The organism is Microbacterium sp. AG1240 (assembly GCF_003635115.1).
Classification (GTDB): domain Bacteria; phylum Actinomycetota; class Actinomycetes; order Actinomycetales; family Microbacteriaceae; genus Microbacterium.
This window is the reverse complement of sequence record NZ_RBXJ01000002.1, coordinates 310,143-327,469: the sequence shown is the minus strand read 5'-3', so window position 1 is coordinate 327,469 and position 17,327 is coordinate 310,143. Positions and strand designations below refer to the sequence as shown.

Genomic DNA, 17,327 nt, shown 5'->3' with positions numbered 1-17,327 from the left:
AAGGCTACCCGCGGCGGATCGGGGTCGGATGCTGCGCGGCATCCTCGACCCATGCGCCTCAGGCCGTGGCGATCGCGACGATCGGGTCGCCCGTCGGCACGCCCGTGGGCGATCCACCGTCGGGCTCGATCGTGACCGCGATCGTGTCTCCGGGCTGGTAGGCGCCGGCGAGAAGAGCGGTGGCGGTGCCGTCGGTCGGACCGAACGTTCCCGCCGGGATCGCCGAACCCCCTCGCACGTACCAGAGCTCGAACGTCTGGTCGTCGGCGATCGCGGGCATCCCGTCGGAGACCAGCACGACCTCGCCGCGCTCGGCCGACCAGTGGGCGGTGGCTTCCCCGCCGCCGGTGAGAGTGACGGAGGCCGACTGCGCATCGGGGGCGCCCTGGATCTGCTCGAGGGCGACTACGGCGGCCGGGCGCGTCAACTGCTGCCCGATCGTCACGGCACCGAACCCGAGGGCGAGTACGGCCACGATCGAGGCGGCCAGTGTGAACCACCGGCGTCGCATCCCTCCCGTGGCGGCGCGGGCGGACGCGGTCACCGGGGCGGGGCCCGCGGCGGCGAAGTCTTCCTCGTCGGGGTCGGACGCAGCATCCGGTGTCTGCGGCGTCACCAGGATGCGCGCCATCAGCTCCTCGCGGATCGACGCTGGCGGTACGACCGGCTCGACGGTGTCGGCGAGCAACAAGACGGTTTCTGCCTCGGTACGCACGTGCTTCTCCCATTCGGGGTGCTCGGCGAGTGCGGCTTCGAAGTCCCGTCGGTCGGCGGCCGACAGGGCGCTCAGCGCAAAGCCCGTCGCAAGTTCCGCGAACGTGCTCTCGTTCATGTCGTCACCCCCATCAGGGTCCTCAGGCGGGACAAGCCGTCCCGCATTCGTGTCTTAATCGTGCCCAACGGCGACCCCAGGAGCGTGGCGATCTCACTCTGGCTGTACCCCCCGTAGTAAGCGAGGGTGATCGCTTCACGCTGCGCTTCTGGAAGCGCAGCGACGGCTTCAGCGACCCGTCGTCCTTCAATTCTCATCTCGACGCTCTCCGCGACATCGTCACGGGGGGCCTCGAGATCACGGAAGCCCACGCGTACATCACGATCGGCACTCGCCTGCGACGATCGCACGCGATCGACCGCTCGACGGTGAGCCATTGTGAGCACCCACGATCTTCCCTGACCTCTGTTCGGAGCGAACTTCGAAGCGGATTGCCAGATCTCGAGGAACACTTCCTGCAGCACTTCTTCGCTCTGGGAGCGGTCGACGAGCACGCGCAGAACCAGGCCGAACACTCGCGACGACATCATGTCGTAGAGGCGGGCGAAGGCGGTGTTATCGCCCGCGGCGACCCGCTGGAGGAGCTCACCCACGTGATCGACGTGGTCGCCCCCCTCTTCGGGAACTTCCACACCGTCGATGACCATGAGACAAGCATGCCCCACTCCCCGGCGTGAGACGGCGCGCGAGACGCTGGGCGTTTCATGCAAAGTCATGCATCTCTTATGCGAAGACACGCATCGGTCGCTTCGAGAAAGAAATTTCGTAGAAGGTCAATCCGTTTCGGCACCCGTCCCGAACAGCCTGTACACCGCCTCCACGGTGTGCCAGACCCCCGCACCGGGGTTTGTCCTGCAGCAGCCCGATCCCCGGGCTCCAAAATTCGGAGGAATCATGCTCAGCACCAAGAAGATCACCGGTGGCCTCGCCCTTGTCGTGGCATCCGTTTTCGCCCTCAGCGCCTGTTCCGGCGGCTCCACTGGTGGAGCCAACACCAGCGAAGAGTCGGCATCGTCGGCTCCCTCGATGAGCTCGTCGCCGTCGGCCAGCGAGTCCATGATGGACCCGGCCGCCAACCTCGTCGGCTCCGGCTGCGCCGACTACGCCGCCGCCGTTCCCAGCGGTGCTGGATCGGTCGAGGGCATGTCGCAGGACCCGGTTGCGGTCGCCGCATCCAACAACCCCATCCTGACCACGCTCACCGCAGCGGTCAGCGGCCAGCTCAACCCCGACGTCGACCTGGTCGACACGCTCAACGGCGACGAGTTCACCGTCTTCGCGCCGGTCGACGACGCCTTCGCGAAGATCGACCCCGCGACCATCGAGGCTCTGAAGACCGACAGCGCCACGCTGACCTCGATCCTCACGTACCACGTGATCCCCGGCCAGATGACGCCCGACGAGATCGACGGCACCTTCGCGACCGTCAACGGCGCTGACCTGACCATCACCGGCAGCGGCGACAACATCATGGTCGGCGACCAGGCTGCCGTCATCTGCGGTGGCGTCCAGACCGCCAACGCGACCGTGTACCTCATCGACACGGTGCTGATGCCCCCGGCTGCGTAAGCAGACCGGAACCGGCCTTCGGGTCGGACATGAACGGCGGCCGTCGGAACCCAGGCGAGGGGAACCGGCGGCCGCTTCTGTGTGCGCCCGGCGCGTGCGGCCCTGCCGTTTCGCGCCGGGCGCTCTTTCGTGAGTGGGTCGAAGGACGTCATTCGGTCGAGCCCACGCGATCGGATGCTGCGACGACAGCCGGTAGGCTGGGAGGTCAGGGGCCTCTAGCTCAGTCGGTAGAGCATCGGACTTTTAATCCGCGGGTCGTGGGTTCGAGCCCCACGGGGCCCACCGCACACCTCATCGCGCATTCGCCGCGCGGCCACAGGCGCCCGGACCGGATGCCGGCCGCCGTCCGTCTCGAACCGCGAGCTGACGCTGGGCCGCCCGCATCAACCCCGCCGAGGGCCGACCGACTCCCAGGCCGCGCGGGCGGCGCTGCGGAGCTCCCGGTAATCCGCCCGGGGCATCGCCGCCTTCGCGCGACCGCGCGCGTCGTCGGCGGCGCGGGAGAACACCGCCGATCGCGAGGGGTCGGTGGCTGCGAGCGCGGCGAGGCACTTCTGAATCCTCAGGTGCACCTCGAGGATCGATGCCCCGTCACGGGCGAGGGGACGGAAGGCGTCGATGACCAGCGTCTCCAGTTCGGGAGGGGTGAGCCACACCCGCTCGTACGACACGTCGCCGCTGGGGTCGGCGCGCAGCGCGAGCGCGAAGACACGATGGAACGCGGCGATGATCTCGATCGCCGTGCCCGGGTCGTTCGTCGCCGGCGACAGTGCCCGGCTCCCGATCTCGGAAAGGGCGATGATGCCCAGCCGGGGGTCCTGCTCGTAGTCGCGGTGCGATGCGATCCGGAACGCGCCCCGGAGCGCTGACACCGCGTCGTCATCCATCTGCCCTGAAACGTAGAGGAGCGGGTGCAGGGCGTCGGCCGAGCGCCCGGGGCTCGACGCGACGTACACCTGGGCGTCGTGTTTGGCGGCCGTGCGGTTGAGCGCGGCCACGTCGATGTGCACGACGCAGCCGACGTCCTCAGCCCACACCGGCCGCGCCGATGGGGGGATGCGCTCGAGGCGCTGCGCCCCGAGCGTCGGCGACGCAGCGTAGGCGGACATCGAGTCGGATGCTGCCTTCTCGACGCGATCGATGACGTCGGCCATGCGCCCGAAGTCGGCGAGGTGGGCGATCCACCGCATCAGGGTGACGACGACGATCGCGATGACGATAAGCGTTCCGAGGAAGAGGATGGTGCGGCCCTGTTCCTTGTAGTAACCCGTCGACAGGGCGATGATGCCCACCATCGAGAAGACGAACGCGCCCACGAAGGTCGACAGCGAGTTCTGCGAGGTGGGATCTGCCACGAGCAGCTGCGTCGCCCGGGGCGTCGCGGTCGTCGTCGCGGACGAATACGCGGTGACCATCGCCGTGACCGAGAACGTCGTCGCCGTCAGCATCGCCGTCGCGATGATCTGCAGGAGCGAATCGACCGAGTTCTGTCCGAGCTCGATGACGACGCGGAACGGTACGGCGGCTCCGATGAAACCTGCCGCCAGGGCGAAGACAACGGCGATGAGCGCGAACATCGCGGCGCGCACCCACACCTTCTTGCCCAGCCGAAGCAGGAAGGATCTCACCGAGCCGTGCGTACCGGAAGCCATCGAATCACTGTACGGGTGAGCGGCGACCGTGCGATCGCACCCGTCGGGCTACGAAGACCGCGACGGGCTCTGGTAGACGTCGGGGGTTCCATCGCCGTCCTCGTCCACGGTCTCGGCGAGGGCGATGCGCCGGTACTGGCGATTGCGGGCGACCAGCACGCACGAGGCGAGGATCGAGGCGAGCAACGATGCGATCATGATCGCGATCTTCGCGTCGTCGCCGTGGAGGCTCTCGGCCCCGAAGCTGAGCTCCGCGATCAGCAACGACACGGTGAACCCGATACCGGCGAGAAGACCCACCCCGATCAGGTCGATCCACTTCAGTGCCGGGTCGAGCCGCACGCGTGTCACCCACGTCAGCAGGCGCACCGAGAGCACGATGCCGATCGGCTTACCCAGCACGAGACCGACGACGATGCCGATGGTGACCGGATCGGTCGCCGCGCGGATGATCCCCTCCACCCCGCCGACGGCGACTCCCGCGGCGAAGAACGCGAAGACGGGGACGGCGAAGCCCGCCGACAGCGGCCGGAAGCGGTGCTCGAACTCCTCGGCGAGGCCCGCGGTCGCGGACGGCTCGGATTTACCGGGCCGCACCGGGATGGTGAAGGCCAGCGCGACGCCGGCGATGGTGGCGTGGATGCCGGATGCGTGCAGGAACGCCCAGGCGACGAAGCCGAGCGGCAGGAGGATGAGCCACGCGGCGAACGCCTTCTCGCGGAACAGGGTGCGGTATCGCTGCGCCAGGAAGCCGTAGACGGCGATCACCGCGACGGAGATGACGAGGGGCAGGATGGCGATCTCGGCCGTGTAGAAAACGGCGATGATGAGGATCGCGATCAGATCGTCGACGACGGCGAGCGTCAGAAGGAAGACCCGCAGCGGCGTCGGCAGGTGGGACCCGACGAGCGCGAGGACGGCGACCGCGAAGGCGATATCGGTGGCCGTGGGGATGGCCCAGCCGGTGCGCAGCGACGGCTCGCTCCAGACGATGGCGGTGTAGATCAGCGCCGGAACGGCCACGCCGCCGACGGCTGCCGTGATCGGCACGATGGCCGTGCTGAACTTGCGCAGGTCTCCCGCGACGACCTCGCGTTTGAGTTCCAGCCCGACGAGGAAGAAGAACACCGCCAGCAGCCCGTCGGCCGCCCACGTTCCGAGCGTGAGGTCGAGATGCCACGGCTCGTAGCCGATGCGGAAATCGCGCAGCCCGAAGTATGCCTCGGACACGGGCGAGTTGGCCCACACGATCGCGATGGCAGCCGCCACGACGAGGAGGATCCCGCCGACGGCCTCCTTGCGGAGAAGGCCGGTGATGCGGGTGGCTTCAGAGCGCCCCGGCCAGCGGGGAAATCGAGAAGTGGACGCAGACGTATCGGGCATAGGAGAGAAACCTCGCTGGGGTCGATGAGAAGAATGTCGACCAGACTTCCCGACGCGCCTCCCCTATTCTACCGTCCGCAGGCCACCCGCCGAGCCGCCGCCTCGATCGCGACCGCCTCGGTGCCCGCGCGCGGCGCGTGCGTCCGGGGTCGATGCGACTCATCGGAGACGCGGGCGTCAAAGAGACGGGCGCGGACACGTCCTCGTTTCGCGCTGACCCAGTGAAAAGATGGGGCGTGCCCCACGTCACCGCCCTCTACCGCTACCCCGTCAAAGGCTTCACTCCCGAACCGCGCCACGAGCTCACGGTTCAGGCCGACGGACGCATCGCGGGCGACCGTGTGCTCGCGTTCCGATTCACCGATGACGTCGAGCCGCGCGAGCAGGACGGCCTCGACTACTGGCCGAAGAGCCAGGGCCTCGCGCTCATGGACTTCCCGTCGCTCGCGCGGCTACGATTGCGCCTCGACGATGAGACGTTGCGGGTCAGCATCCATGACGGAGACACCGAACTGGTCGAATCCGGGCTCGACGACGCGGGCCGCGCCGAGCTCGAGCAGGCCGTCTCGGCGTTCGTCGCCGCCTCGAGCGACGCGCGTCGCCTCCCCGCCGACGGCGTGCGCCTGGTCGGGGACGGTCTCACCTCGCGATTCCAGGACCGCCCCCGCGGATATGTGTCTCTCCACGGCTCGGCATCTGTCGCCGCGGTCGACGCCGCCGTCGACGCCCCCGTGGACGATCGGCGCTTCCGCTCGAACATCGTGGTCACCGGCACCGCCCCCTGGGACGAACTGGCGTGGACCGGCCGCGTGCGCATCGGCGCGACGGAGTTCGAGGTGCAACGACCGATCGGACGATGCGCCGCCATCATGGCCAACCCCGACACGGGCGTTCGCGATGCTCGGCTGCTGCGTCTGCTCACGACCGAGTTCGGTCAGGACGAGGCCACGCTCGGCATCCTGCTCCTTCCCGTCGACGGCGGCGGCACCGTACGCGTCGGCGACGACGTCGAGCCGGCCTAGCCCCTTCCCGGTGCGGCGGAGCGTGCCTAGGCTCGCGGTATGTTCCCGCTCATCCCGTTCCTCTTCCTCGGCGGTCTCGTGACCGCGGGTGTCGTGTGGCGTCGGCGACGAGACCGCGACGCCGCCGAGGCTCCGCGCGACGATATGCTGCGCGCGGGAGCCGAGCCCGATCAGTCGCCCGAGGCGGCATCGCGCCGCGCCGAGGGCAAAGCCGCGTGGATGCGGCCGAGCGGCTTCTGACCCGTCAGCCGCGCGAGTCGACGACCCGCGCGCCGGCCGCGGCGATCTCGGTCAGAGCCGCCGCGCTCGAGTCGGGGTGCACACCGGCGACGAGGTCGGTGAACACACGCACGCCGCGACCGGCTGCGAGCGCGTCGAGCGCCGAAGCGCGAACGCAGTAGTCGGTGGCGAGCCCGACGACGTCGATGTCGCGGATGCTGTGCTCATCGAGCAGCTGCGCGGCCGTCGTGCCGTCATCGCCGACGCCCTCGAAGAGCGAGTAGGCAGGCTTCCCCTGCCCCTTCTTGAGGTGGTGCGTCACGGCCGAGGTGTCGAAGCCCTCGTCGTACTCGGCGCCGAAGGTGCCGCCGACGCAGTGCACCGGCCAGGTGTCGACGAAGTCGGGCTGCCCCTGGGCGAAGTGTCCGCCGTTGTCGTTGTCGCCGTCGTGCCAGTCGCGCGAGGCGACCACGAGCGCATACTCTCCGGCGTGCTCGTCGAGGAACGCCGAGATGCGCTGCGCAACGGCGTCGCCGCCCGCGACACCGAGCGCTCCGTGCTCGGTGAAGTCGTTCTGGACGTCGACGATGAAAAGGGCCCGGGTCATCCCCCGAGCGTACGACGCCCGCGCGTCGCCTGGCACGTACTCAGGCTGATCGCCGGGCTGCCCCCTCCGGGCCCGGCGTGTCGCGGGGTCGTCCACCATCGAGCCTGAGTTCGGTCGGATCGGGGCGGCCGGGGCGGGCGCGGGGATTGATGCGGGGGCGGACACGAGGCGAGCCGGACCCGAGGCGGGGGCGCGGACCGGAGGCGGGCGGGCGCCGCGCCCGTCGCGCCTAGGCCGTCAGCCCGCCGCGAAGAGGGAGACGATCGAGATCACGAGCCCTGCGACACCGAGGCCGATGAGCCCGAGAGCGAGGAGCACGAACGCGCGCACCGACGGCGACCGTCGGTGCAGCCGCATTCGGTCGAGAGATCCGACGCGCACGAAGACGTCGGCGGCATCGGCGCTGCCGATCGTCTCGTCGTCGGCGGGTGTCAGCGTTGCCTCGCCCACCCCGCCGTCGTCGTCGAACCACCGTGCGACCCGGCGGTCGCCCAGATCGTCGATCATCGCGCGGACGGGAACCCAGGTGCCGTCGGCGATGTACAGCACGAACGCCACACCGGCGAACAGAGCGCCGGCACCGAAACCGATCCACGTGAAGATCTCGACGATCGCATCGACGGCCGACATGATCCTCCCCGGGATACGGGAAACGGGCCGCCGGAGCGGCCCGTTCTTCCGGAGCCACCTAAGGGAATCGAACCCTTGACCTATTCATTACGAGTGAATCGCTCTGCCGTCTGAGCTAAGGTGGCGCGCGTCGCTCGCGCGATGCACGATCACCGATATTACCTGCTCACGAGCGATGCGCGAACCACGACCCTCACTCGCAGCGGATGTCGGCGTCGGGAACCACCCCGTCGACGAGATACGCGACCACCGCGTCGTCGACACAGGTGTTGCCCTTGTTGTAGCCGGTGTGCCCCTCGCCGACGCGGGTGACCAGCACGCCCGACGTCAGCTGCTCGGCCAGTGAGACCGCCCACTGGTAGGGGGTGGCGGGGTCGCTGGTGGTGCCGATCACCAGAATGGGCGCTGCCCCGTCGGCCGAGACGGGGCCTCTCGTTCCGGTGGGCGGGTAGGGCCACTGCTCGCAGACGTCGGGGCCGCTGAAGTACTCCGCGGCGAGCGGCGCCACCTGCTCGAGCTCGGCCTGAGCCGCCTGCGTCTCCGCCTCGCCTGCCGCGGGGTAGTCCATGCAGTTGTAGGCCGGGAACGCCTCTTCGGAATTGCCCACGTAGTCGCCGCCCTGACGCGCGTTGTAGGCGTCGGCCAGCGTGAACGCCGGCGCCGGATCTCCGTTCTGCACTCCCGAGAGCGTGACGCGCAGGTACGGCCAGCTCGCGGGTGAGTAGAGCGCGTTAAGCAGGGCGAGCATCAGCGTGTCAGCGCCGAGCTCCCGCCCGTCGGCGGCGACGATCGGGCGAGCATCGACCGACGCGAACAGGGCGTCGAGGTCGGCCGTCGCATCGGCGAGAGTGCCGCGGAACGGGCAGTCGTCGAACGAGACGCACGCCGTGAGGAAGGCGTCGAGCGACCTCTGGAACCCCTCCATCTGACCGACGCCGACCTCGGTGCCCGGGATGGAGGGATCGAGCGCGCCGTCGAGCACCATGCGACCGACCCGGTCGGGGTGCAGCTCGGCGTACGCGGCACCCAGGGCCGTGCCCCAGGAGTAGCCCAGGTAGTCGAGCGTCGTCTCGCCCATGACGGCGCGAAGCACGTCGAGATCGCGCGCGGCGTTCTCGGTAGAGACGAACGGCAGGAGTCCGTCGCTGTTCGCATCGCATGCCGCGGCGAACGCGGCGTCGCGCGCCTCGATCTCGGCCGCCCATTCATCGCTGCCGCGCGGGGCGTCGGGGATGTCGTACAGGTACTGGTCGAGGTCGGCCGTGTCGTAGCAATCGATCGCCGTCGAGGCGCCGACGCCCCGCGGGTCGAAGCCGATCACGTCGTAGTTCTCGCGGAGCGCAGAGCCGGCGACGACGTCGAGGGCCTGACGGAGGGTGTCGACCCCGCTGACGCCCGGCCCGCCCGGATTGGTGAACAGCGATCCGATCGGCGCACCGCTGTCGGCCCGATGCCGGATGACGGCGATCTCGATCTCACCCGATGCGGGAGCACTCCAGTCGCGCGGCACGCGCACGTTCGCGCAGTCGAACTGCTCCTCTGCCGCGCACGACTCCCACGCGACGTCCTGATCGTAGAAAGGGAGCAGATCGGCCGAGACACCTGAGACGTCGGGCGTCACCGACGGCGGCGGAGCCCAGGAGTTCGACGTGAACGCCGAGCATCCGCTCGCGACGAGGACGACGGAGGTCAGAACCGCGACGGCGGCAGCGATCCGGCTCCGCACCCGCGTCACGGTTCGCTGCCGTTCGCGACGGTGATCAACATGCTCTCCAGGGCCAGGAGCGGCGCGACGTTCTGCTCGAGGTTGCGGCGGGTCACCGCGATCCGGTCGAGCACCGCGAGGGTGCGCGTCGCCGACCAATCGGCCGCGACCGCGCGCAGCTCGTCGGCGAGCTCGGGGTTGATCAGGTCGTGGTCGCGCCCGAACTGCAGCAGCACGACGTCGCGGTAGAGCGCCTGCAGGTCGGTCAGAACGCGATCGATGCCGTCGCGCAGGCTGCGGGTCGCCCGCCGCTTCTGATCGTCTTCGAGCTGGTTGACCTGCCCCCGCACCGCGGGCGGAACGGCTGCACCCTCGGCGACGCCCATCGTGCGCAGCAGTGCAGCGCGCTCCTGCTCGTCGCGGACCGCGGTGAGAGCCTTGGCGTCGTCGGTGGCGACGCGCACGATCTGGCCCGCGACCTCGACGGCGTCGCCGACCCCGCGCACCCGCAGCACGGCGGCGAGCGTCTCGGCCCTCCGCGCACGCGCGTCGGCGTCGGTGGCGAGCCGCTGCGCCATGCCGATGTGCCGCTGGGCGTGCCGGGCCGACTCCAGCGCGACCACGCGGTCGACACCGGTGCGCTGTACGAGAAGATCGGCGACGTCGTCGACCTCGGGTTCGCGCAATCGCAGCACGCGCACGCGCGATCGGATCGTCGGCAGCAGGTCGGCGTCGCTGGGGGCGCACAGCACCCACACGGTGCGCTCCGGGGGCTCCTCGAGCGCCTTGAGCAGCACATTGGAGGTGCGCTCGGCCATGCGGTCGGCGTCTTCCATCACGATGACGCGGTAGCGGCCGAGCGACGGCGAGAAGTACGAGCGCTCGACGAGGGCGCGCGCCTCTTTGATCGAGATGATGACGCCCTCGGTGCGAAGCGCGGTCATGTCGGGGTGCGTTCCGGCGAGCACCTGATTCATCGCCGCCGTGTCGCCGGGCTCGGCGATCAGCGCCGCCCCGAAGGCGCGGGCCAGTGTCGAGCGTCCTGACCCCGGCGGACCCGTGATGAGCCACGCGTGAGCGAGGGCGGAGGGATCGGATGCTGCGGTGCGCAGCGCGTTCACGGCCTCGTCCTGACCCCACACGGCGTCCCACGGCGCGCCGACTCCGACGGAGTCGATCACGGCACCAGACATGGCTACCACCCTAGACGCGGGTCACGACAGCGCCGCGCGTCGGCGCAGCATCCGCCCTCGTCACAGGACGGCGGCGACGCGTTCGCGGATCGCGGCGGCGATCTCGTCGACGGGACGGGACGCGTCGAGGACGAGGAAGCGTTCCGGCTCCGACGCGGCGAGCGCGAGGAAGGCCGACCGCACCCGGGCGTGGAACTCGTGCTTCTCGGACTCGAGGCGGTCGAACGGCTTGTCGTCGGCGTCGAGGCGAGCCCGGGCGGCGGTCGGGTCGAGATCGAGCAGCACCGTCACCTGCGGCAGCAGACCGTTCGCGGCCCACAGCGACAGGTCGCGCACCTCGCCCGCGTCGAGCACGCGCCCGGCGCCCTGGTAGGCGACCGACGAGTCGAGATAGCGGTCTTGGATCACGACCTCGCCGCGGGCGATCGCCGGTCGCACCACCGTCTCGACGTGGTGCGCTCGGTCGGCGGCGTACAGCAGCGCCTCGGCGCGCGGCGCCACGTCGCCGCGGTGGTGCAGCACGATGTCGCGGATGAGCACCCCGACCTCGGTGCCGCCCGGCTCGCGGGTGCGCACGACCGTGCGACCCTCACCCGCCAACCACTCCTCGAGCAGGCGTGCCTGCGTCGTCTTGCCGACGCCGTCACCGCCCTCGAGCGTGACGAACAGACCGGACGGAGACGCTCCGACCGACGTGACCTCGGTCACGAGGTCTTCTTCGGCGCCGCCTTCTTGGGCGCGGCCGCCTTCTTCGGGGCGGCTGCCGCCTTCTTCGCGGGCGCCTTGCGCGTGGTCGTGCGCTTGGGGGCCGGCCCCTTGGCGCGCTTGTCGGCGATCAGCTCGACGGCGCGCTCGAAGGTGATGTCGAGGGCGACCTCACCGCGCGGGATCGTCGCGTTCGTCTCACCGTCGGTGACGTACGCCCCGAACCGGCCGTCCTTCAGGCGGATCGGCTTGCCGCTGACCGGATCGTTGTCGAACTCCTTCAGCGCGCTCGAGGCACGGCGAGCGCCGTACTTCGGCTCGGCGTACTTCGCGAGCGCCTCCTCCAGAGTCACGTCGAAGATCTGCTGCTCGTTGTCGAGGGAGCGCGAGTCGGTGCCCTTCTTGAGGTAGGGCCCGAAGCGTCCGTTCTGCGCCGTGATCTCCTCGCCCGACTCGGGGTCGGCGCCGACCACGCGCGGAAGCGTGAGCAGCCGCAGGGCGGTCTCGAGATCGAGCGTGTCGACCGACATCGACTTGAACAGCGACGCCGTGCGGGGCTTGGGTGCCTCGACCTTCTTGGCGCCGCGCTTCTTCGGGGCCTCGACGACCTCGCCCGTCGCCGCGTCGACGTTCTCGGGCTCTTCGGGCTCGAGCTCCTGCACGTACGGCCCGTAACGGCCGTCCTTGACGACGATGAGCTTGCCGTTCTCGGGGTTCTCGCCGAGCACGCGATCGCCGGCGACCGGAGCGTCGATGAGCTCCTGAGCCTTCTCGGCGGTGAGCTCGTCGGGCGCCAGGTCTTCGGGCACGTTGACGATGCGGGGCTTTGCCTCGGGGTCGGCCGACTCGGCGATCTCGAGGTAGGGCCCGTACTTGCCGAAGCGCAGCACCGCAGCATCCGTGATGCGCGTGGAGTTGAGCTCGCGCGCATCGATCTCGCCGAGGTTGTCGACGATGTTGCGCAGGCCCACCTGGTCTTCGGAGCCGAAGTAGAACGACTTGAGCCACGCACCTCGGCCCTGCTCGCCTCGAGCGATGCGGTCGAGGTCGTCTTCGAGCGCCGCCGTGAAGTCGTAGTCGACGAGGTCGGCGAAGTGCTCTTCGAGCAGACGCACGACGCTGAACGCGAGCCAGCTCGGCACGAGGGCCTGCCCGCGCTTGCTGACGTAGCCGCGGTCGAGGATCACGTCGATGATGCTCGCGAAGGTCGACGGGCGCCCGATGCCCTTCTCCTCGAGCGCCTTGACGAGGCTCGCCTCGGTGTAGCGCGGCTTCGGGGAGGTCGCGTGGCCCTTGGGCTCGACGTCGCGGACGTCGACCGTGTCGCCGACGGCGACAGCCGGCAGCGACTGGTCGTCGCTCGAATCGGAGGCGTGACGCTTCTCGTCGCTGCCCTCTTCGTAGGCCTCGAGGAAGCCCTTGAAGGTGTAGACGGTTCCGGATGCGGTGAACTCCGCGGCCTTCTCCCCCGCCTGCACGACGAGGGTGACGGTGGTCGTCTCGTACTTGGCGTCGGACATCTGGCTGGCGACGGTGCGCTTCCAGATGAGGTCGTACATCTTCTGCTCGTCGCGGTCGAGACCACCCGAGACCGACGACGGCGTGCGGAAGTGCTCGCCCGACGGACGGATCGCCTCGTGGGCCTCCTGCGCGTTCTTGGCGTTGTTGCGGTAGGTGCGGGGGTTCGCCGGCACGGCCTTGTCGCCGTACAGCGTGACGGCCTGCTCGCGAGCAGCGCTGATCGCCTGCGCCGACAGCGCCGTCGAGTCGGTACGCATATAGGTGATGTACCCCTTCTCGTAGAGACGCTGGGCGACGCTCATCGCGTGCTTCGCGCTCATCGAGAGCTTGCGTCCGGCCTCCTGCTGAAGGGTGGAGGTCGTGAAGGGGGGCTTGGGGCTGCGCGTGCCGGGCTTGGCCTCGACGCTGGAGACGGAGGCGACGCCCGCCGCCTCGATCGCCGCGGCGAGCTCGCGGGCTCCGGCCTCGTCGAGGACGACGACGGCCTTCTTGAGCGTTCCCCGGTCGTCGAAGTCGCCGCCGCGGGCGAGAGGCGCGCCGTCGAGGCGGGCCAGACGGGTCGTGAACGAGGAGGCGCCCTTGGCGGCGAGCGCCTCGACGTCCCAGTAGGAGGCCGAGACGAACGCCATGCGCTCGCGCTCGCGCTCGACGACCATGCGGGTGGCGGCGGACTGCACGCGACCGGCGCTCAGCGCGGCGCCTTCGCGGCCGGAGCCGACCTTGCGCCAGAGCACCGGCGAGACGTCCCAGCCGTACAGACGGTCGAGCACGCGGCGGGTCTCCTGGGCGTCGACGAGAGCGAGGTCGAGCTCGCGGGTGTTCTCGGCGGCGGCGCGGATGGCGTCCTTCGTGATCTCGTGGAAGACCATGCGCTTGACGGGCACCTTGGGCTTGAGCACCTCGAGCAGGTGCCACGCGATGGCTTCGCCCTCGCGGTCTTCATCAGTGGCGAGCAGCACTTCGTCGGCGGTCTTCAGGGCGCGCTTGAGTTCGGCGACGGTCTTCGTCTTGCGGTCGTTGACCACGTAGAAGGGGTCGAAGTCGTTGTCGACGTCGATCGAGTACTTGCCGTACGCCGCCTTCTTCTCGACGGGGATGTCTTTCTTGCTCGCGAGGTCGCGGATGTGACCGACCGAGCTCAACACCTCGTAGTCGTCACCGAGGTACCCCTGGATCGACTTCATCTTCGTGGGGGACTCGACGATGACGAGCTTCTTGCCGTGTGCCACTGGGGTCCTTTCGTCGTTGCACACCATACACACGAGTTGTGAGCAGAGGCCGTTCGTCGCTCTCAGGGCGCGGCGGTAGGAGGAGGACCGGCACGAGCCGAGATGGATGCGGCGACCGCTGCGAACGGCGCCGAGACCGTCACCGTGGCGACCAGGCCGTCGAGATCGCACGTCGTCACGGTGGCCCCGGCGGTGGCGGCGACCTCGGCGGCACGGTCGCATGGGACACCCGCGACCGCACCGCTCGCGGCGTCGGCCGCGGCGAGGGCCGCAGCATCCGCCGCCCCCGACAGCCGCTGCGCGTGCACCGAGGCGGCTCCCACGACGGCGAGCGCCGCCGTCACGACGATCACGCCGGCCATGACGCCGACGCCGGTGACCGCACCCGCCATCAGAGGCCGCCCGCCAGTGCGCACGACGTCGCGGTGAGGTCGGGGAGCGGGAGGGCGAGCGGCGCCGACGCGACGACGCACACCAGGTCGCCGTGGTGCTGGATGTCGGCTGTGCCTCCGACCGAACCGACGATCGCGTGCGCGCGCCCCGGGTCGTCGCCGCGGGCGACGAGCCTCGCGGCGTCGGCCGCCGCGTGCTGGAGGCGCACCTGCCGCGCGCCGGCGGCCAACGCCCCCACCCCGAGAGTCACCACGAGCACGATCGCGGGCAGGACGACGGCGAACTCCGCGGTGACCGAGCCGCGTTCGCCCAGGCTCCGCTGCCGGTGCGCCGCGAGGCCCGCGCTCATTCGAAGGTCAGCGCCCGTCGCACGAGGTCGGTCAGGATGCCGCGCACCTCGTCGGAGCGCATGATCACGACGAGCAGGCCGGCGAACGCGACGGCGGCCATCGTGGCGATCGCATATTCGGCGGTGGCGGCCCCCGCGTCGTCGTGGAAGAGCTGAGCGGCCCGGCGCCGCGTGAGGGTGGGGATGGCGTCTTTCGCCGAGACGGGGGCGTCGGTGCCGGTGGTCGGGGTGTCGGTCATGCGTACTCCTTCATGTGGTGGGACGGGGTGGGCACGGGCGACGGCGTGTCAGACGACGAGCACGCCGGAGGACAGGATGCTGAGCAGCATCGGTGCGACGCCGAGCAGCAGGAACGCGGGGAGCGTGCACACTCCGAGCGGGAGCAGCAGCTTCGACGACAGCGCGGCCGCCCGCAGCCGCCCGTCGGTGCGAGCGCGATGCCGCGCGAGCCAGGCCGACGAGCGGAGCAGCTCGACGGCCGGCACGCCCGCCGTCGTCGACAGCGCGAGGATCTCGTCGACCTCGTCGTCGGGGCTCTCGGTCGCGCCGCGCACGAGCGCCCGCGCCCGCTCCACCGACGCTCCCCCGCTCAGGGCGATCGCCGTGAGCTCGGCGTCGATCCCCGGAACACCACCCGCGGGGTGGGCGCGGCGCACGAGCGCGGCGCTCCACCGACGCGCGGCGATGATGAGCCCGATGCCGGCGAGCAGGCACGTGACGCCCAGCGGGTTCGCGGCCAGCACGGTGACCGTGTCGAATCCGAGCACGAGGCCCAGGGCGATGGCGACGAGCGGCAGCCAGCTCATCAGGCGAGCGGTCGCGGCAGGTTCCGCGAGGGCGACGCGCACCTCGTCGGCGGCCTGCTGGCCGTCTCGGAGCGCGGCGGCGACGTCGCGGAGGCTCTGCGCCAACGGCGCGCCGACGGTGGTCGCGACGCCCCACGCCGCTCCCACGTCGCGCCATGGCCCGCCGGCCGACGCCAGGGCGTCGGCGGCATCGCCGCCCACGGCGACGGCAGCGCAGACGCTCGCGGCCACCGTGTCGCCCGTATCGGCGAGGAACGTCCATGCCCGGGTGGGAGCCACGCCGGCCGCCAGCAGCACCGAGAGCCGCAGCACCGCGTCGGCGGTGGCCGCCGCATCCGGCCCTCCGTCGTTCGACCGCCGCGTCAGGAGGCCCACGGCAGCCCTTCCACCGCGAGCCGATCGTCGCGCAGCACCGGTCGCGCGGCGCCCACGACCCGGCGACCCCCATCGGGGTCGCGGACGAGATGCACGATGCAGCCGATCGCGCTCACGACCTGTCGAGCGAGCGAGCGGTCGTCGAGACCGGCGAGTGCGCCGAGGGCCTCGAGCCGGGCGGGCACGTCGCCGAGACCGTTCGCGTGCAGGGTTCCGGCGCCGCCCTCGTGCCCGGTGTTGAGGGCTCCGAGGAGGTCGCGCACCTCGGCACCACGGCACTCCCCCACCACGAGTCGGTCGGGGCGCATGCGCAGGGCCTCGCGCACGAGTCGCGCCAGGTCGACGCCGCCGGCGCCCTCGAGGTTGGGCTGACGCGCCTCGAGCGCGACGTGGTGCGGATGCCGCAGTCGCAGCTCGGCGACGTCTTCGATGGTGACGATGCGGTCGGTCTCGGGTGCGCGCGAGAGCAGCGCCGACAGGAGCGTGGTCTTTCCCGCCCCGCCGGCGCCGGTGATGAGAACGTTCGTGCGGTCGGCGACGAGCCGGCCCAGCGCCGCGGCCCCGGCCGCGTCGACCATGCCGCCGCGGGCGAGGTCGTCGAGATCGGGCACCGAGATCTTCGGCACGCGGATCGAGATCGACGTGCCGCGCTGTGCGATCGGAGCGAGCACCGCGTGCACCCGCAGTCCCCGGCCGAGACGCACGTCGACGCAGGGCGTCGCGTCGTCGATGTGTCGTCCGCCGAGCCCGATCAACGCGACCGCGAGGTCACGCACGTCGCTTTCGCCCGCGTGCCACTCCCGCACGCGCCGGGGCCCGTCGCCGCGGTCGACGAAGAGACCGGCGTCGCCGTTGACGAAGAGGTCGGTCACATCGGGATCGTCGAGGTAGCGCCCGAACGACTGGAGCACCGGATGCCGCGAGACGAAGCCCTCGTCGATCGGTGCGATCTCTTCGCGGGCCGCGCGGACGACGACGGGGACGAGCGGGACGGTCTCGGCCGATTCGGCGCGCGAAGAGTGCGGACGCGGGGTGACGACGAAGGGGATGACCATTCGTCGACCGTAGGAAGAAGCATCCGCTCGTCGCCGCCGATCGCGGTCGGCGGTGGAGAACGCGCAACGCCGCCGCGCTGGGGAGGAGCGCCGGGGAAAGAGAAGGCGGCACCTCATAGGGGGGTATGAGGTGCCGCCACGC

Annotated in this window: 18 protein-coding genes and 2 tRNA genes; 4 read left to right on the top strand and 16 right to left on the bottom strand. The window is 70.5% G+C overall.

Annotated elements, in window-relative coordinates:
* Window positions 1–58 precede the first annotated feature (58 nt).
* Both DEU34_RS10115 and sigK read right to left on the bottom strand, forming a co-directional pair.
* Window positions 59–832, bottom strand: coding sequence for an anti-sigma factor domain-containing protein (locus tag DEU34_RS10115; RefSeq protein WP_121150051.1), 774 nt, complete (start codon window positions 830–832; stop codon window positions 59–61).
* On the bottom strand, window positions 829–1,419 hold the full coding sequence (sigK, locus tag DEU34_RS10110; protein ID WP_121150050.1) for an ECF RNA polymerase sigma factor SigK: 591 nt from the start codon (window positions 1,417–1,419) through the stop codon (window positions 829–831). Before sigK ends, DEU34_RS10115 begins: the two co-directional genes overlap by 4 nt.
* Window positions 1,420–1,666: 247 nt before the next feature.
* Here sigK and DEU34_RS10105 point away from each other — a divergent pair, with 247 nt between their 5' ends.
* Together DEU34_RS10105 and DEU34_RS10100 are read left to right on the top strand one after the other, a co-directional pair.
* Entirely contained in the window at window positions 1,667–2,341 is a 675-nt protein-coding gene (locus tag DEU34_RS10105) for a fasciclin domain-containing protein (protein ID WP_121150049.1), read from the top strand.
* Between the two features lie 209 nt (window positions 2,342–2,550).
* Window positions 2,551–2,623, top strand: a tRNA-Lys gene (locus tag DEU34_RS10100).
* Window positions 2,624–2,724: 101 nt separating this feature from the next.
* Here the strand turns inward: DEU34_RS10100 and DEU34_RS10095 are convergent.
* Both DEU34_RS10095 and nhaA read right to left on the bottom strand, forming a co-directional pair.
* Window positions 2,725–3,993 (bottom strand): DUF2254 domain-containing protein, encoded by a 1,269-nt coding sequence (locus tag DEU34_RS10095; RefSeq protein ID WP_121150048.1) that lies wholly within the window; start codon window positions 3,991–3,993, stop codon window positions 2,725–2,727.
* Between the two features lie 48 nt (window positions 3,994–4,041).
* Window positions 4,042–5,376 carry a Na+/H+ antiporter NhaA gene (gene nhaA / locus DEU34_RS10090; protein ID WP_121150047.1) on the bottom strand — a complete coding sequence of 445 codons (1,335 nt, stop codon included), beginning with the start codon at window positions 5,374–5,376 and terminating at the stop codon, window positions 4,042–4,044.
* A 236-nt stretch (window positions 5,377–5,612) separates the two neighbouring features.
* Here nhaA and DEU34_RS10085 point away from each other — a divergent pair, with 236 nt between their 5' ends.
* On the top strand, window positions 5,613–6,398 hold the full coding sequence (locus DEU34_RS10085; protein WP_121150046.1) for an MOSC domain-containing protein: 786 nt from the start codon (window positions 5,613–5,615) through the stop codon (window positions 6,396–6,398).
* Between the two features lie 39 nt (window positions 6,399–6,437).
* Entirely contained in the window at window positions 6,438–6,638 is a 201-nt protein-coding gene (locus DEU34_RS10080) for a hypothetical protein (protein WP_121150045.1), read from the top strand.
* Between the two features lie 4 nt (window positions 6,639–6,642).
* Here the strand turns inward: DEU34_RS10080 and DEU34_RS10075 are convergent, their stop codons facing one another.
* From DEU34_RS10075 to DEU34_RS10020, 12 genes are all read right to left on the bottom strand, one after another.
* Complete coding sequence (locus DEU34_RS10075) at window positions 6,643–7,224, bottom strand: isochorismatase family protein (RefSeq protein WP_121150044.1); 582 nt, start codon at window positions 7,222–7,224, stop codon at window positions 6,643–6,645.
* A gap of 237 nt (window positions 7,225–7,461) precedes the next feature.
* On the bottom strand, window positions 7,462–7,854 hold the full coding sequence (locus DEU34_RS10070) for a hypothetical protein (RefSeq protein WP_259460110.1): 393 nt from the start codon (window positions 7,852–7,854) through the stop codon (window positions 7,462–7,464).
* A gap of 52 nt (window positions 7,855–7,906) precedes the next feature.
* Window positions 7,907–7,979 (bottom strand) — tRNA-Thr (locus DEU34_RS10065).
* Window positions 7,980–8,047: 68 nt separating this feature from the next.
* Window positions 8,048–9,580: an alpha/beta hydrolase gene (locus DEU34_RS10060; RefSeq protein ID WP_310793508.1), complete on the bottom strand. Its 1,533-nt coding sequence runs from the start codon at window positions 9,578–9,580 to the stop codon at window positions 8,048–8,050.
* 5 nt (window positions 9,581–9,585) lie between these two features.
* Window positions 9,586–10,752, bottom strand: a complete 1,167-nt coding sequence (locus tag DEU34_RS10055) for a DNA polymerase III subunit delta' (protein WP_121150041.1) — start codon at window positions 10,750–10,752, stop codon at window positions 9,586–9,588.
* Between the two features lie 60 nt (window positions 10,753–10,812).
* Window positions 10,813–11,460, bottom strand: a complete 648-nt coding sequence (gene tmk, locus DEU34_RS10050) for a dTMP kinase (protein WP_121150040.1) — start codon at window positions 11,458–11,460, stop codon at window positions 10,813–10,815.
* The gene (topA, locus tag DEU34_RS10045) at window positions 11,457–14,207 is read right to left on the bottom strand and encodes a type I DNA topoisomerase (RefSeq protein WP_116648938.1); all 2,751 of its coding nucleotides are present in this window, start codon (window positions 14,205–14,207) and stop codon (window positions 11,457–11,459) included. The genes tmk and topA overlap by 4 nt, the downstream gene beginning before the upstream one ends.
* 62 nt (window positions 14,208–14,269) lie before the next feature.
* Window positions 14,270–14,599, bottom strand: coding sequence for an Rv3654c family TadE-like protein (locus tag DEU34_RS10040; protein ID WP_121150039.1), 330 nt, complete (start codon window positions 14,597–14,599; stop codon window positions 14,270–14,272).
* Window positions 14,599–14,949, bottom strand: coding sequence for a TadE family type IV pilus minor pilin (locus DEU34_RS10035; protein ID WP_121150038.1), 351 nt, complete (start codon window positions 14,947–14,949; stop codon window positions 14,599–14,601). The genes DEU34_RS10040 and DEU34_RS10035 overlap by 1 nt, the downstream gene beginning before the upstream one ends.
* A complete protein-coding gene (locus tag DEU34_RS10030; protein ID WP_121150037.1) occupies window positions 14,946–15,188 on the bottom strand; it encodes a DUF4244 domain-containing protein in 243 nt (80 codons plus the stop codon). Before DEU34_RS10030 ends, DEU34_RS10035 begins: the two co-directional genes overlap by 4 nt.
* A 48-nt stretch (window positions 15,189–15,236) precedes the next feature.
* Entirely contained in the window at window positions 15,237–16,130 is an 894-nt protein-coding gene (locus DEU34_RS10025; RefSeq protein ID WP_121150036.1) for a type II secretion system F family protein, read from the bottom strand.
* The gene (locus DEU34_RS10020; RefSeq protein WP_121150035.1) at window positions 16,118–17,185 is read right to left on the bottom strand and encodes a TadA family conjugal transfer-associated ATPase; all 1,068 of its coding nucleotides are present in this window, start codon (window positions 17,183–17,185) and stop codon (window positions 16,118–16,120) included. Before DEU34_RS10020 ends, DEU34_RS10025 begins: the two co-directional genes overlap by 13 nt.
* Window positions 17,186–17,327: the final 142 nt, after the last annotated feature.

Coding starts and splice junctions, on each gene's coding strand:
- DEU34_RS10040 (WP_121150039.1), bottom strand. CDS start 14,599: ATGGCGGGTGCGGTCACCGGCGTCGGCGTCATGGCCGGCGTGATCGTC.
- DEU34_RS10020 (WP_121150035.1), bottom strand. CDS start 17,185: ATGGTCATCCCCTTCGTCGTCACCCCGCGTCCGCACTCTTCGCGCGCC.
- sigK (WP_121150050.1), bottom strand. CDS start 1,419: ATGGTCATCGACGGTGTGGAAGTTCCCGAAGAGGGGGGCGACCACGTC.
- DEU34_RS10095 (WP_121150048.1), bottom strand. CDS start 3,993: ATGGCTTCCGGTACGCACGGCTCGGTGAGATCCTTCCTGCTTCGGCTG.
- nhaA (WP_121150047.1), bottom strand. CDS start 5,376: ATGCCCGATACGTCTGCGTCCACTTCTCGATTTCCCCGCTGGCCGGGG.
- DEU34_RS10070 (WP_259460110.1), bottom strand. CDS start 7,854: ATGTCGGCCGTCGATGCGATCGTCGAGATCTTCACGTGGATCGGTTTC.
- DEU34_RS10115 (WP_121150051.1), bottom strand. CDS start 832: ATGAACGAGAGCACGTTCGCGGAACTTGCGACGGGCTTTGCGCTGAGC.
- DEU34_RS10080 (WP_121150045.1), top strand. CDS start 6,438: ATGTTCCCGCTCATCCCGTTCCTCTTCCTCGGCGGTCTCGTGACCGCG.
- DEU34_RS10105 (WP_121150049.1), top strand. CDS start 1,667: ATGCTCAGCACCAAGAAGATCACCGGTGGCCTCGCCCTTGTCGTGGCA.
- DEU34_RS10035 (WP_121150038.1), bottom strand. CDS start 14,949: ATGAGCGCGGGCCTCGCGGCGCACCGGCAGCGGAGCCTGGGCGAACGC.
- DEU34_RS10075 (WP_121150044.1), bottom strand. CDS start 7,224: ATGACCCGGGCCCTTTTCATCGTCGACGTCCAGAACGACTTCACCGAG.
- DEU34_RS10055 (WP_121150041.1), bottom strand. CDS start 10,752: ATGTCTGGTGCCGTGATCGACTCCGTCGGAGTCGGCGCGCCGTGGGAC.
- DEU34_RS10030 (WP_121150037.1), bottom strand. CDS start 15,188: ATGACCGACACCCCGACCACCGGCACCGACGCCCCCGTCTCGGCGAAA.